At 62.9% G+C, this 13,246-nt stretch carries 13 protein-coding genes; 8 read left to right on the top strand and 5 right to left on the bottom strand.

All coding sequences use genetic code 11. The features are described 5' to 3' along the window. Positions 1–2: 2 nt before the first annotated feature. Positions 3–482 carry a type II toxin-antitoxin system RatA family toxin gene (locus tag SC1_RS09810; RefSeq protein ID WP_062180746.1) on the top strand — a complete coding sequence of 160 codons (480 nt, stop codon included), beginning with the start codon at positions 3–5 and terminating at the stop codon, positions 480–482. Here SC1_RS09810 and SC1_RS09805 read toward each other — a convergent pair. Then, the gene (locus tag SC1_RS09805; RefSeq protein ID WP_062180743.1) at positions 425–982 is read right to left on the bottom strand and encodes a CinA family protein; all 558 of its coding nucleotides are present in this window, start codon (positions 980–982) and stop codon (positions 425–427) included. The genes SC1_RS09810 and SC1_RS09805 overlap by 58 nt on opposite strands. 3 nt (positions 983–985) lie before the next feature. After that, entirely contained in the window at positions 986–2,164 is a 1,179-nt protein-coding gene (locus SC1_RS09800) for a bifunctional 2-C-methyl-D-erythritol 4-phosphate cytidylyltransferase/2-C-methyl-D-erythritol 2,4-cyclodiphosphate synthase (RefSeq protein ID WP_062180740.1), read from the bottom strand. A gap of 96 nt (positions 2,165–2,260) precedes the next feature. On the opposite strand from SC1_RS09800, the gene dusB reads away from it, so the two are divergent. The 7 genes from dusB (at position 2,261) to hflX (ending at position 11,483) form a co-directional block, all read left to right on the top strand. After that, positions 2,261–3,259, top strand: a complete 999-nt coding sequence (gene dusB, locus SC1_RS09795; RefSeq protein ID WP_062180737.1) for a tRNA dihydrouridine synthase DusB — start codon at positions 2,261–2,263, stop codon at positions 3,257–3,259. Then, positions 3,256–4,338: a nitrogen regulation protein NR(II) gene (locus SC1_RS09790; RefSeq protein WP_062180734.1), complete on the top strand. Its 1,083-nt coding sequence runs from the start codon at positions 3,256–3,258 to the stop codon at positions 4,336–4,338. Before dusB ends, SC1_RS09790 begins: the two co-directional genes overlap by 4 nt. Before the next feature lie 5 nt (positions 4,339–4,343). Then, the gene (locus SC1_RS09785; RefSeq protein ID WP_062183895.1) at positions 4,344–5,762 is read left to right on the top strand and encodes a sigma-54 dependent transcriptional regulator; all 1,419 of its coding nucleotides are present in this window, start codon (positions 4,344–4,346) and stop codon (positions 5,760–5,762) included. Between the two features lie 93 nt (positions 5,763–5,855). After that, a complete protein-coding gene (locus SC1_RS09780; RefSeq protein ID WP_238586645.1) occupies positions 5,856–8,147 on the top strand; it encodes an ATP-binding protein in 2,292 nt (763 codons plus the stop codon). After that, positions 8,137–9,516: a sigma-54 dependent transcriptional regulator gene (locus SC1_RS09775; protein ID WP_062180728.1), complete on the top strand. Its 1,380-nt coding sequence runs from the start codon at positions 8,137–8,139 to the stop codon at positions 9,514–9,516. Before SC1_RS09780 ends, SC1_RS09775 begins: the two co-directional genes overlap by 11 nt. Before the next feature lie 117 nt (positions 9,517–9,633). Continuing rightward, positions 9,634–10,134, top strand: a complete 501-nt coding sequence (hfq, locus tag SC1_RS09770) for an RNA chaperone Hfq (RefSeq protein WP_062180725.1) — start codon at positions 9,634–9,636, stop codon at positions 10,132–10,134. 59 nt (positions 10,135–10,193) lie between these two features. Further along, positions 10,194–11,483, top strand: a complete 1,290-nt coding sequence (gene hflX / locus SC1_RS09765; protein ID WP_370568735.1) for a GTPase HflX — start codon at positions 10,194–10,196, stop codon at positions 11,481–11,483. Here hflX and mazG read toward each other — a convergent pair. From mazG to SC1_RS09755, 3 genes are all read right to left on the bottom strand, one after another. Then, on the bottom strand, positions 11,461–12,234 hold the full coding sequence (gene mazG / locus SC1_RS09760) for a nucleoside triphosphate pyrophosphohydrolase (protein ID WP_062180719.1): 774 nt from the start codon (positions 12,232–12,234) through the stop codon (positions 11,461–11,463). The genes hflX and mazG overlap by 23 nt on opposite strands. A gap of 65 nt (positions 12,235–12,299) precedes the next feature. Then, positions 12,300–12,476, bottom strand: coding sequence for a hypothetical protein (locus SC1_RS22215; protein ID WP_193749149.1), 177 nt, complete (start codon positions 12,474–12,476; stop codon positions 12,300–12,302). Beyond that, positions 12,473–13,237, bottom strand: coding sequence for an MBL fold metallo-hydrolase (locus SC1_RS09755; protein ID WP_062180716.1), 765 nt, complete (start codon positions 13,235–13,237; stop codon positions 12,473–12,475). Before SC1_RS09755 ends, SC1_RS22215 begins: the two co-directional genes overlap by 4 nt. Positions 13,238–13,246: the final 9 nt, after the last annotated feature.

Raw genomic sequence — 13,246 nt, 5'->3', positions numbered from 1 at the left:
CCTTGCCGAGGCATCACGAAACGCGCGAACTTCCATACAGCGACGAACAGATGTTCGCGCTTGTTACCGATATCGCGCGTTATCCCGAATTCCTGCCGTGGGTCGTCGCGCTGCGCCTGCGCAGCGACAGCGAGCATGAGGCGGTTGCCGACATGATCGTCGGCTTCAAGGGGCTGCGCGAAAGCTTTTCGTGCCGCGTCCACAAACAGCGGCCGCGCGAAGTCATCGTCAGCTATATCGACGGTCCGATGAAGCATCTCAGCAACGAATGGCACTTCCAGCCCGCCGAGGGTGGGGGCTGCCGCGTCGATTTCATGGTCGATTTCTCGTTCCGCAGCCGCGTGTTCGAGGCTCTTGCGGGTCAGATGTTCGACAAGGCGCTCAGAAAGATGATCGCCGCGTTCGAAACGCGCGCCGACGATCTTTACGGGGCGGGGAGGGCGATATCCTCCGACGGCCGCAGCCCATCCTTTTCAGGCTGAAGCAGATCGAGCGCGAACAGCGTCGCCGCCTGCCGGATCGCCGCGCGATCGGTTGATTCGAATTGTACTCGCTGGGTGAAATAATCGTCGGGATCCTGCCCGCGGAGCGCGCGTGCGAACACGACCTGTCCCACCGGCTTCTTCTCCGACCCGCCACCGGGGCCAGCGATCCCGGTGATCGCCACCGCGACATCGGCGTCGCTGTTGGCCAGCGCCCCCGCTGCCATCGCCCAGGCGGTCGCGAGCGACACTTCGCCGAAGGTTTCGATGATCTCGCTGCTGACGTCGAGTTGGCTCTGCTTGGCGTGCGCCGAATAGGTAACGAAGCCGGCGCTGAATACGTCCGAGCTTCCGGCAATATCGGTCAGCGCGACCGACACCATGCCCCCGGTGCAGCTTTCGGCGACCGCGACCCTGCGACCCGCGGCGCGGTTGTTGGCGAGGACGCGAGTGGCGCGCTCGTCGCGCGCGGCGAGGCGCGCTTTTTCGACAGACTGCAAGGTTCAATTCTCCGGAAGTTGTAAAGTGGCAACGGCCTGCGCCGCTATCCCCTCGCGGCGGCCGGTAAAGCCCAGCCGCTCTGTCGTTGTGGCCTTCACACTAATCCGTTCGCGTGGAATCGCAAGGATTTCGGCAATGCGCGTGCGGATCGCATCGCGATGCGGGCCGATTTTCGGTGCTTCGGCGATGATCGTGAGGTCGACATGATCGATTCGCCCGCCACGGGCCGACACCCGCTCGCCAGCGAAGGCGAGGAAGCGGTGCGACGCCGCGCCGCGCCATTGCGGGTCGCTCGGCGGAAAATGGTCGCCGATATCGCCATCGGCGAGCGCGCCAAGGATCGCGTCGGTCAGCGCATGAAGTGCGACGTCGGCATCGCTATGCCCCTCAAGCCCATGACTATGCGCGATTTCTATCCCACCGATCCACATCGGCTTGCCGGTAACTAGACGGTGGACGTCATAGCCCATGCCGACCGCTGTTCGTGTCATCGTGCCGATCCCCAAAAGCCCCGCAAGGATCGCCATATCCTCCGCATATGTCAGTTTGTGCAGCCGCGCGTCGCCAGGAACGGCTGTCACGGCGATACCGAGCCGGCGCACCAGTTGTGCATCGTCGCTCGCCGCCGCCTCGACCGCTTCCCCATGCGCACGGCGCAAAACCCCCAGGCGAAAGGCCTGCGGCGTCTGAACACGCGCCAGAACGCTGCGATCGACGACATCGCCAGCCTCGCCATGCGCCTGTTCGACGAGCGTATCGGGCACAGGCAGTGTAGGGATCGCAGCATCGGAACCCTGCAGCGCCGCAAGCAACCGGTCGATAACATCCGCGCCGACACCCGGACGCGCAGCGTCGTGGACCAGCACATGCGCATCGTCAGCCCAATCCGCCAGCGCCGTGAGGGCATTGGCCACCGACTGCTGCCGCTCGGCGCCGGGTTCCGCGAAAATCCAGCCTGCGGGCAATGGCTCCACTGCGGCCATCACGTCGGCGTTCGCCACCAACACGCCGCCCGCAATCGACGGATGCGCCGTGAAGGCATCGATGCTCCAGCACAGTATCGGCTTGCCGCCAAGCGGCTCGAGCTGCTTCGGTCGTTCGAAACCCGCGCGCGCGCCAACCCCGCCGGCAAGCAGCACGACCGCAACGCGCGGAGAAGAGGATGGGGCGGACTCGGTCATAGCCGCGCCGGTTAGCGCAGCCGCGCCTTGCGGGAAAGCGGCTTAGCGTGTAGGGGCTGCTCAAAATTTAGGCAATTTTGACGAAAGCTCCCCGCCATGGCGCCGCTGCGGCCCATCCAGATCGGCAACATCACCATCGCGGATCCCGTGATCCTCGCGCCGATGACGGGCGTCACCGACCTGCCGTTCCGCAAGCTTGTCCGCTATTACGGCTCGGGGCTCAACGTCACCGAGATGATCGCAAGCCAAGCTGCGATCCGCGAAACGCGCCAGTCGATCCAGAAAGCCGCATGGGACCCCGTCGAGGAACCGGTATCGATGCAGCTTGTCGGTTGCACTCCCTATGAAATGGGCGAGGCGGCGAAGCTCAACGAAGACCGCGGCGCGTCGATCATCGACATCAACATGGGCTGCCCGGTGCGCAAGGTCACCAACGGCGACGCGGGCTCGGCGCTGATGCGCGACCTGAAACTGGCGGCGGCGCTGATCGACAGCTGCGTGGAGGCCGTATCGGTCCCGGTGACGGTCAAGATGCGCATGGGCTGGTGCCACGACAGCCTCAACGCGCCCGAACTTGCGCATATCGCCGAAGATCTTGGCGCAAAGCTGGTCACCGTCCACGGCCGGACGCGCAACCAGATGTATCGCGGAGAGGCCGACTGGGGTTTCGTGCGCAGCGTCAAGGACGCGGTGTCGATCCCCGTTATCGTCAATGGCGATATCTGTTCGGCGGAAGACGCGAAAACCGCGCTCACGCAAAGCGGCGCCGACGGCGTGATGATCGGCCGCGGCGCTTATGGCCGTCCCTGGCTGTTGGGACAGGTGATGGCGGCGCTGCGCGGCGAAGCCGAACGCCCCGACCCCGGCCTCGACGAACAATATGACGTCATCACATCGCACTACCGCGCGATGATCGATCATTATGGCGAGATGACCGGGGTCAATATGGCGCGCAAGCATCTCGGTTGGTACGTCAAGGGGCTGCACGGCTCGGCCGAGTTCCGTAACAAGGTCAATCAGATTCCCGACAGCAAGGGCGTGCTCGACGCGCTGGAAGCCTTTTATGGCCCGCACCTGACCAGGGCGGCTGCGTGACCGCGCTCACGTCGAGCATCCCCGTTTTCGACCATGACGAGCTGATCCAGTCGCACCCCGTCCCGACACTGCTGATCGACGGCGGCGGGGTCGTGCTATTCGTCAACGCTGCCGCCGAGCAGCTCTGCAATGTCAGCCGCTCGGCGATGGTCGGGCGCGTCATCTATGACGTCATCGAGATGGACCGCAACTATCGTCAACGGATGAGCGACGCCGCGACGTCGGCGCTCTTCGCGCACCGTACCGAGATTTCGGCGGGGGGCAGGCGGTCCTTCTTCGTTGACATGCAGATGGTCCCCTATGGCCAGAGCGGCCACCGTATCCTTGCGCTCGTGCCGTCGCAGAGCGATGCCGAACTGATGGGCGGGGCGATCGGGCGCTCAGGGCGCGCGGCAGGCGCGGCCGCCTCTATGCTCGCGCATGAGATCAAGAACCCGCTCGCGGGGATCAAGGGCGCGGCGCAATTGCTCGCGCGCAAGACCGATGCTGGAGGCGAACGGTTCACGACGCTGATTTGCGCCGAGGTCGATCGCATCGCGACGTTGATCGATCAGATGGAGCATTTCTCGCGCGGGCAGCCGATCGCCTGCGGCCCGATCAACCTCTATCAGCCGATACACCAGGCAATGGAGACGGCGCGTGCGCGCCAGTTCCCCGGCGTGCGCTTTGCCGAGGATTTCGATCCGTCGCTGCCGCTCGTCCACGGGAATCATGACGCCATGGTGCAGATATTGCTCAACCTGCTGACCAATGGTTGCGAGGCGCTCGGCGGGCGCGACGATGGCGTGGTGCGCCTGACCACCGCCTATCGCCACGGCCTGTCGATCGACAATGGCGATGGGCGCGGCCGCATCGCGCTGCCCATCGAGGTTAGCGTCAGCGACAATGGCCCCGGCGTTCCCGCCGACATTCGCGGCGACCTGTTCGATCCGTTCGTGACGACCAAGCGCGAGGGGCGGGGACTTGGCCTCGCTCTCGTCGCCAAGCTCGCACGCGACATGGGCGGCACGGTCCAGCATATCCGCGATGGCGAATGGACGCGCTTTCGCGTTCACCTGCCCGTCGCGCAAAAGGGATGAACCAGGTGAGCAAGGGCAAGACGATCCTGTTGGTCGAGGACGATCCCGCGATCGCGATGATCATCCGCGAAACGCTCGTCGGCGAGTGCGCCCATTTCGCGTCGGTCGCGAGTCTGGCCGAACGCAATGCCTGGCTTGCGGATAACCGCCCCGATCTCGTCATTACCGACGTTGTGCTTCCCGATGGCGACGGCATCGATTCATTGTCGCGCTCCGCGATCGATCCCACGACGCCGGTGATCGTGCTGTCGGCGCAGAATACGCTCGACACGGCGGTGCGCGCCACGGGGATCGGCAGTTACGATTATCTTCCCAAGCCCTTCGATCTCGATGAACTGACCGCCAGCGTTCGTGCCGCATTGCAGCGGCGAGCAGAGCCTGCCGCCAGGGAGGCCGCGGTCCCCGCCGACAGCCACGGACTGGTCGGCCGAGCGCCCGCGATGCAGGCCGTATACCGCACGATCGCGCGACTCGCGTCGAACGATCTCGCGGTGCTGATCCTTGGGGAATCGGGTACGGGCAAGGAGGTCGTCGCACGTGCGATTCACGCGACGGGCCTCCGCCGCAGCGGCCCCTTCGTTGCGATCAACATGGCCGCGATTCCGCGCGAGCTGATCGAGGCCGAATTGTTCGGGCATGAGAAGGGGGCCTTTACCGGCGCGCATAGTCGCAATGCCGGGCGTTTCGAGCAGGCCGCGGGCGGCACACTGTTTCTCGACGAAATCGGCGACATGCCGCTGGAGGCGCAGACGCGGCTGCTGCGGGTGCTCCAGAGCAACGAATATTCGACCGTCGGCGGCAATCAGGCGCTGCGCGCCGACGTGCGCGTCATCGCGGCGACCCACCGCGACATGCGCACGCTCGTCGCCGATGGCCGGTTCCGCGAGGACCTTTTCTACCGGCTCAACGTCATTCCGGTGACGCTGCCGCCGCTGCGCGACCGACGCAGCGACATCGCCGCACTGGTGCGCCATTTTGTCGAGGTCGGACGCGGCTCTGGGCTACCCGATCGGCAGTTTGCGCCCGCTGCGATGCAATGGCTCGAACGCTATGACTGGCCGGGCAATGTTCGCGAACTCGGTAACGTTGTTCAGCGACTCGCGGTCCTGTCGCGCGACATCGTCGTGACCGTCCGCGATGTCGAAACCGTCCTGCAGGATAATGGCGAGGGCGGCGGAATGGTCGAACCCGCGGCGCTTATCGCCCGCGCGGTCGACGATTGGACGCGCGAGAAGATGGCGGACGCGGCGGGCGACGGACATATCCACGAACAGCTCGAGGCAATTGTCGAAGCGGCGCTTTTCCGTCGGATATTACGCGATGTTCGCGGCAATCAGCTTGAGGCGGCGCGGCGGCTGGGCATCAACCGCAACACGTTGCGCAAGCGCCTTGGACAGCTCGATATCGACCCGGCGCATCCTTGATCTGGAACGGCAATCGAAAAATCGGCGCGATCGGGCGATGGCCGCGCAGTTTGTGTGTTTTCTATGCAACAGGATTGTCGTAACGTAGCAACAATGACGCTATCCCCCCCTCTGGCTGTCGATACGGATTCGGACGACCAGGTGGCGCGCTCGGGCTTCTGGCGTTTTGCCGCCCCAGAATATTACACGCTCGCACTCATCATCAGTTTTGCGATCGCTACCTACATCTTCGTGACGGGCGATGCGCAGAGCGAACGGCTGCTGACCCCTGCGCTCGTCGCTGCGATCATGGTCGTCAATTTGGTGCCGGCGATGGCGCTGATCGTGCTTATCGGCAGCCGCGTCGCACGCGCCCGCGCGGTGCGGTCGATGGCGGGCGGTAACGGCCGTCTGCACGTCAGGCTTGTTGCCCTCTTTTCGCTGATTGCCGCGGCACCTACCTTGCTCGTCGTGATCTTTGCGTCGCTGCTGTTCCAGTTCGGCGTCGATTTCTGGTTCTCGGATCGCTCGCGCGGCATGTTCGAAAACGCCGCCAATCTGGCCGAGGGTTATTATCAGGAAAACCAGCGTCAGGTCGGCGCGAACACCTTTGCCATGGCCAACGACCTTGGCAAGCAATTGAGCCTCGCCCCGATAGATAGCCCGGTCTTTAGCAACTATTATCTGCAACAAGTTGTCGTGCGTAGCCTGAATGAATCGGCCATTATCGAGATCGGCAGAGATGGCGTTTCGCGGACGGCAACGGCGATCAATCCCGATAACAGGGCGGCCGAGAACCGCCTTAGCTCGGCGATGGTCGGTCGCCTCGACGCAGGCGAGGACGTCGTTGTCGTCCGCCAGCCGAACCGGATCGAAGCTGCGGCGCGGCTTCCCGGCACGGGCCGCGCCTACGTCTATGCCTCACGCGACACCAACGTTCCGGGCTTTCAGCAATCGGCTCGCGCGAGTGCGGTGCTCGCTGACTATAATGGCTTGTTCGAACGCTCACAGCAGCTCCAGCTGCAATTCAACGGCGCCCTCTACCTCGGGTCGCTTTTGCTTCTTGCGCTCGCCGTTATTGCGGCAATCGTCGTGGCCGACCGAATCGTCCGCCCGCTCGGCACGCTGATCGGCGCGACGCGAACCGCTGCGGAGGGCGACCTTTCGGTGCGGGTCACGCCGCCGGCGCGCGACGACGAAATCTCGGTGCTGACCCGAGCATTCAACCGGATGACCGAGCAATTGCAGGGGCAAACCGGCGCGCTGGTCAGCGTGAACGAACAGCTCGAAGCGCGGCGCAGCTTCATCGAGGCAGTGCTCAGCGGTGTGTCGTCGGCGGTGGTGTCGGTAGACGCCGACCGCCGCATCCTGCTCGCCAACGCAGCAGCGGAACGGCTGATCTGCCAATCGGCCGAATGCCTGACTGGCCAGCCGCTCGACGACGTCGCTCCAGAACTGGCACGCCTGTTGATCAGCGACGAGCGCGAGGCGATCGTTCAACTGTCGCGCAAGGATGCTGAACCCGCGACGCTTGCGGCGAAAGCCGTGGCGCAGGGCGATGGCTTCGTCCTGAGCTTCGAGGATATCACGCAGCAATTGCTCGATCAGCGCCGGGCGGCCTGGTCCGACGTCGCACGGCGCATCGCGCACGAAATCAAGAACCCGTTGACCCCGATCCAGCTGGCGGCCGAAAGGCTCCAGCGGCGGTTCGGTGACAAGGTGGAGGGCGACGAAGCCACGTTCCGCAAGCTGACCGATACGGTGATCCGGCAGGTTCACGATATGCGGCGCATGGTCGATGAATTTTCGAGCTTTGCACGGATGCCGAAACCGACTTTCGGGGTCGAGGATGTCCGTGACATCGTGCGTCAGGCGGTCTTCCTCTTCGAAGTGGCAAAGCCCGACATCGCCTTTGCCGTCAAAACGCCCGCCGAGATCGAGCCGCTCGTTTGCGACCGCCGCCTGCTGTCACAGGCGATCACCAATATCGTGAAAAACGCGGTCGAGGCGATTGAAGAGAAATATAGAAATTCCGATTCCGTCGCCACGGGACATATCGCGGCGGAACTCGTTGTCGGCGCAGGGGGCGAGTTCATCATTCGCGTATCCGACGACGGTATCGGACTGCCGGAAGCGCGCGACGCGATCGCCGAACCCTATATGACGACGCGCCAGGGCGGGACCGGGCTCGGGCTCGCGATCGTCAAGAAGATCGTCGAGCAACATTATGGCGAGCTAGAATTTTCCGACAATCCGACGGGGCAGGGGACATGCGTGACCCTGACGCTCCATCCCGAACGGCTCAGGCCATTGGCCGGAAAGGGCGGCGAACAGGGAATGGGGCAAATTGAATCGGTTCCCGGACGCATCCGGAACCGACAGGACAGAGAAGATCATGGCGCTTGATATTTTGATCGTCGACGACGAACGTGACATCTGCGAACTCGTCGCCGGCGTCATGGAGGACGAAGGTTATGAGGCGCGCACCGCCTCCGACAGCGATTCCGCGCTCGAAGCGATCCGGCAGCGACGCCCGTCGCTCGCGCTGATCGACGTCTGGCTTCAGGGCTCGCGGCTCGACGGTCTCGGGCTGGTCGAGGCGATCAAGGCCTTTGACCCGACGCTGCCGATCATTGTCATTTCGGGGCATGGCGGGCTGGATACCGCGGTTGCAGCAATCCGCCGCGGCGCGTTCGATTTCATCGAAAAGCCGTTCGAGGCATCGCGTCTGCTCCACCTCGTCGCGCGCGCGACCGAGAATGAGCGGCTGAAGTTCGAATATGAGCAATTGCGTGAAAAGGCAGGCCCCTCTGACGAACTGACCGGGACCAGTGCGGCAATCAACAATGTCCGTGCGACGCTGAAGCGCGTCGCAGGAACCGGGAGCCGCGTGCTGATCACAGGCGCGCCGGGCGTCGGCAAGGAAGTTGCGGCGCGCGTGCTGCACGGATGGAGCGGCCGGCAGAATGCGCCCTTCCGCGTCATTTCCTCCGCGCGGATGGATCCCGAAACGGTCGAGACCGAATTATTCGGTTCCGAGGCCGAGGACGGCTCGATCCGCGTCGGACTGCTCGAACAGGCGCATGGCGGGACCTTGTTCCTCGACGAAGTCGCCGATATGCCGCTGACCACGCAGGGCAAGATCCTGCGCGTCCTGACCGATCAGAGCTTCGCCCGGGTGGGCGGCCGGACAATGATCCGCGTCGATGTCCGCATCATTTCAGGTTCGGCGCGCGACCTGATGACCGAAATCGCCGAAAACCGGTTTCGCGAAGATCTCTATTACAGGCTCAATGTCGTACCCGTGCATATCCCGCCGCTGCGCGAACGCCGCGACGATATCGCCAGCCTTTGCGATCACTATATCCGCCGCTATGCCGCCGATCGTCGCGTCCCACCGCCCGAAATCAGTTCGGAAGCGATGGCGGCGCTCCAGGCGCACGAATGGCCGGGCAATGTCCGCGAACTGCGCAACGTGATCGAGCGTGTCATGATCCTTGCACCCAGCGACCGGCTGAATCGTATCGACGCCGATATGCTGCCAGCCGAACTGGTCCGCGGCGGCGCCGATATCCTGCCCAACTCGGAATCGATCACGGCAATCCCGCTGAAGGAAGCGCGCGAGAATTTCGAACGCGAATATCTGCGCATCCAGATCAACCGCTTTTCGGGCAATATCTCACGCACCGCGACCTTCATCGGAATGGAACGTTCCGCACTGCACCGCAAACTGAAACTTTTAGGCCTTACCGAGAGTTCGGACGGCGAGGGATAGCGGCTTTGCGCTAGACCTCGCGTGTCCTTTGCCGCATATTGCGGGCGCGAAGAAGGTCTTAAAACCGGAAAACCGGCACCATACCCGCGGTTACACCGCCAAAAACAGGAGGCAAATGTGTCCGATAAAAATCAGAATCTCCAGGATATTTTCCTAAACGCCCTTCGCAAGAGCAAGACGCCGGTGACGATGTTCCTGGTCAAGGGTGTCAAGCTGCAGGGCATCATCACCTGGTTCGACAACTTCTCGTTGCTTCTTCGCCGTGATGGGCAATCACAGCTAGTTTACAAGCATGCGATCTCGACGGTGATGCCGTCGCACGACTTCGACCTCTCGCTGCTTGGTGACAGTCTGCGCGACGCACCAGCAAGCAAGGGCAAGGCGCTGCAGGACGTGTTCCTGAACGCGGTCCGTCGTTCCGACGAGTCGGTGACGATGTTCCTTGTCAACGGCGTCATGTTGCAGGGCGATATCGTCGCTTTCGACCTGTTCTGTATGTTGCTCGAGCGCGAGCGGCAGGTCCAGCTTGTCTACAAGCACGCGATTTCGACTGTCCAGCCGAACGGGCCGATCAACCTGACCGACAGCGAGCCGGACGCAGAAGCGGATAACGCCTGATCGACCCGATAATCGACAATGAAGACGAGGTAACGCGCGGCGCCGCCGCGCTTATCGTCGTGCCCGAATGGCATAGCCAGCGCCTCGCGCGGGACTTAGACGCGCGCGCCGAGGAGGCGAGGGGGCTTGCGCTTGCGATCGGGCTAGACGTCGTTGCGGTCCACACGCTCCGGTTACGGCAGACGCGCGCTGCGACGTTGTTGGGTGTCGGGCAAATCGAAGCGATCGCGCCCGACATCGCGGCAAAGGGTGTTCAACTGGTCGTCGTCGATGCGGCGCTCAGCCCGATCCAGCAGCGCAACCTTGAAACCGCATTCGGCACCAAGGTAATCGACCGGACGGGCCTGATCCTCGAAATTTTCGGCGAACGAGCCGCGACAGCCGAAGGGCGGTTACAGGTCGAACTCGCACATCTCGACTATCAGGCGGGGCGGCTGGTGCGCAGTTGGACCCACCTTGAGCGCCAGCGCGGTGGCTTTGGCTTCCTCGGCGGCCCCGGCGAAACACAGATTGAGGCTGACCGGCGGATGATCCGCAACCGGATGGCCCGCATCCGCCGCAGCCTCGAAGACGCGCGGCGCACGCGGCAGTTGCAGCGGTCGAAACGCCAGCGCGCGCCATGGCCCGTGGTTGCGCTCGTAGGCTACACCAATGCCGGGAAGTCCACCTTTTTCAATCGGTTGACGGGAAGTGACGTCATGGCGGAAGATATGCTTTTCGCCACGCTCGACCCAACGATGCGCGAAATCCGGCTCCCCGGAATCGACAAGGCGATCCTGTCGGACACCGTGGGTTTTGTCTCCGACCTGCCTACCGAACTGGTCGCGGCGTTCCGCGCGACGCTGGAGGAAGTCACAACCGCCGATCTGATCGTACACGTCCGCGACATTGTCCATCCCGACAGCGACGCCCAATATGACGATGTGCGCGCCATATTGGAATCGCTGGGTGTCAATGGACCACAGGACGACGGGGAGGGCGATGCGCCACCGGCGATCCAACAAATCGAAATCTGGAACAAGATCGACACGGCCGATGACGAAAGCCGCGCGGCTATCGAGGATATGGCAGCGCGTCGCCCCGATGTCGCCGTGATCTCCGCGGCAACGGGCGAGGGCGTCGAAGCTGCGCGGACACTGATGGCGTCACAATTGACTGCACTGCACAAGGTTCAGCGCATTTACCTGAGCTATAGCCAGGGTGAAGCGGCGGCGTGGCTTCATGCGCGAGGCGAAGTGCTGGCCGATGAGCCTGAGGCTGAAGGCCATATTCTCACCGTACGCCTCGATCCCGCCGACAGCGCACGCTTCGAACGGCTTTGGCCGACTACGGACGCTCCGACGCCTTAACGGCCAACCAATGGCTTTCCTGTACGTCGAGCGACAGGCCCGACAGGCTGCCGCCGGCGCGATCTTCCATGGCGGCAAAGCGCCGCGCGAACTTGCCATTGGCGTCGCGCAGAGCTCCTTCTGCGTCGACGCCAAGGTGTCGGGCATAGTTGACCACCGCTAACAACAGGTCGCCGATCTCCTCATGCTGCTCGGCCTCGCTGGTCGCAGCCGCGACCTCGGCGAGTTCCTCGACAATCTTGGCGCGCGGGCCTTCGATGTCGGGCCAATCGAACCCGACACGCGCCGCACGGTCTTGCAGCTTTTGTGCGCGAAGTAATGCGGGCAACGACTGCGCAACGCCGGCAAGCGCGCTTGCCGGACCGTCGGTGGCGCGTTCGGCCGCCTTGATCTGCTCCCACTGCTGGCGGACGTCGTCAGTCTTTCTGTCACCGAAGATATGAGGATGGCGGCGCTCCATCTTGTCGCTGATCGCGTTGGCGACATCGTCGAAACCGAACAAGCCGTTGTCGGTGGCAATCTGGCTGTGAAAAACCACCTGGAGCAACAGGTCGCCAAGCTCATCGCAGATGGCTACGGGATCGCCGCCGGCAATGGCGTCGGCGACCTCATAAGCTTCTTCGATCGTGTACGGTGCGATGGTCGAAAAATTCTGCGCCAGATCCCATTCACAGCCGCCGTCGGGATTGCGGAGCTGGCGCATGATCGCAAGCAGGCGATTGATGGGGGACTGGGCTACGGTTTCGGCCATGAAATTATCCGATAATATATATTATGTTAAATATAAGAATGTACGGGGAGAAAGTGCCCCTCTCGCTATGTTACAGCCTGCCATGTCCGGATAACCAGAAACACCAGTCCGAAAATCGCCACCCACGCCAGCGCCATCTTGATCCAGTCGGCCATCGGCAGCCGCCGCGCCAGCAGCGAACTGAGCACCAGCGTGAATGCGCCGACAAACCACAGGATTTGAACAGTCGTGTCGCCGTTCATAGCTGCACCTCCAACCCGTCATATCCAGGCTCGACGCCTGGCGGCAATTCCGCCGCAAGGTCGTCATAATCCATCGTATTGTCCATATGCGTAATGATCGCGCGCGGATTGCCGACTTTGCCCAGACCCTCAAGCGTCATTGCCAAATGTGGGTGCGTTGGATGCGGATAACGGCGCAGCGCGTCGATGACGAAGAGGTCGACGCCTTGGAAAAATTCGACCATCTCATCAGTAAACTTAGAAAAATCAGTGGCATAGGCGATCTTGTGGGCGCCATCGCTAAAGATCAGGCCCGTAGCCTTGATCGGGCCGTGCGGCATTTCGATCGCGGATACTTCGATGGGGCCGATCGACTGATGATCGTGAAGATCGATTGGATCGACCGATGCCGGATAGCCGGCGTTGCCCGCAAAGGCATAGGTAAAACGCCATTTCAGGATGTCGAGTACATGATCGCGCGCATAGACCGGTACTGCGGAGCGCCGGAGATGCATGACTTGTCGAAGATCGTCGAGACCGTGCGTATGGTCGGCGTGCTCATGCGTCCAGATCACGGCATCGATCTCGCCGACGCCCGCGTCTAGCAGTTGCAACCGCATATCAGGACTGGTGTCGACGAGGATACGAAAACCGCCCAGCGAGACCATGATTGAGGCGCGGCTACGCAGGTTTCGGGGATTGTCGGGGTCACACGCACCCCAGTCGTTACCGATCCGCGGAACGCCCGAGGAGGTACCGCTGCCAAGGATCCTTAGCTTCATGAAGCGCGC

This window comes from Sphingopyxis sp. C-1, from assembly GCF_001047015.1.
Taxonomy (GTDB): Bacteria; Pseudomonadota; Alphaproteobacteria; order Sphingomonadales; family Sphingomonadaceae; genus Sphingopyxis.
Note: the sequence above shows the minus strand (reverse complement) of the source record. Positions and strands in the feature narration are given on the sequence as shown.

Excerpts from the sequence above, each read along its gene's own strand:
- SC1_RS09800 (WP_062180740.1), bottom strand. The coding sequence starts at position 2,164 with ATGACCGAGTCCGCCCCATCCTCTTCTCCGCGCGTTGCGGTCGTGCTG.
- dusB (WP_062180737.1), top strand. The coding sequence starts at position 2,261 with ATGGCGCCGCTGCGGCCCATCCAGATCGGCAACATCACCATCGCGGAT.
- SC1_RS09780 (WP_238586645.1), top strand. The coding sequence starts at position 5,856 with ATGACGCTATCCCCCCCTCTGGCTGTCGATACGGATTCGGACGACCAG.
- SC1_RS09775 (WP_062180728.1), top strand. The coding sequence starts at position 8,137 with ATGGCGCTTGATATTTTGATCGTCGACGACGAACGTGACATCTGCGAA.
- mazG (WP_062180719.1), bottom strand. The coding sequence starts at position 12,234 with ATGGCCGAAACCGTAGCCCAGTCCCCCATCAATCGCCTGCTTGCGATC.
- SC1_RS22215 (WP_193749149.1), bottom strand. The coding sequence starts at position 12,476 with ATGAACGGCGACACGACTGTTCAAATCCTGTGGTTTGTCGGCGCATTC.
- SC1_RS09755 (WP_062180716.1), bottom strand. The coding sequence starts at position 13,237 with ATGAAGCTAAGGATCCTTGGCAGCGGTACCTCCTCGGGCGTTCCGCGG.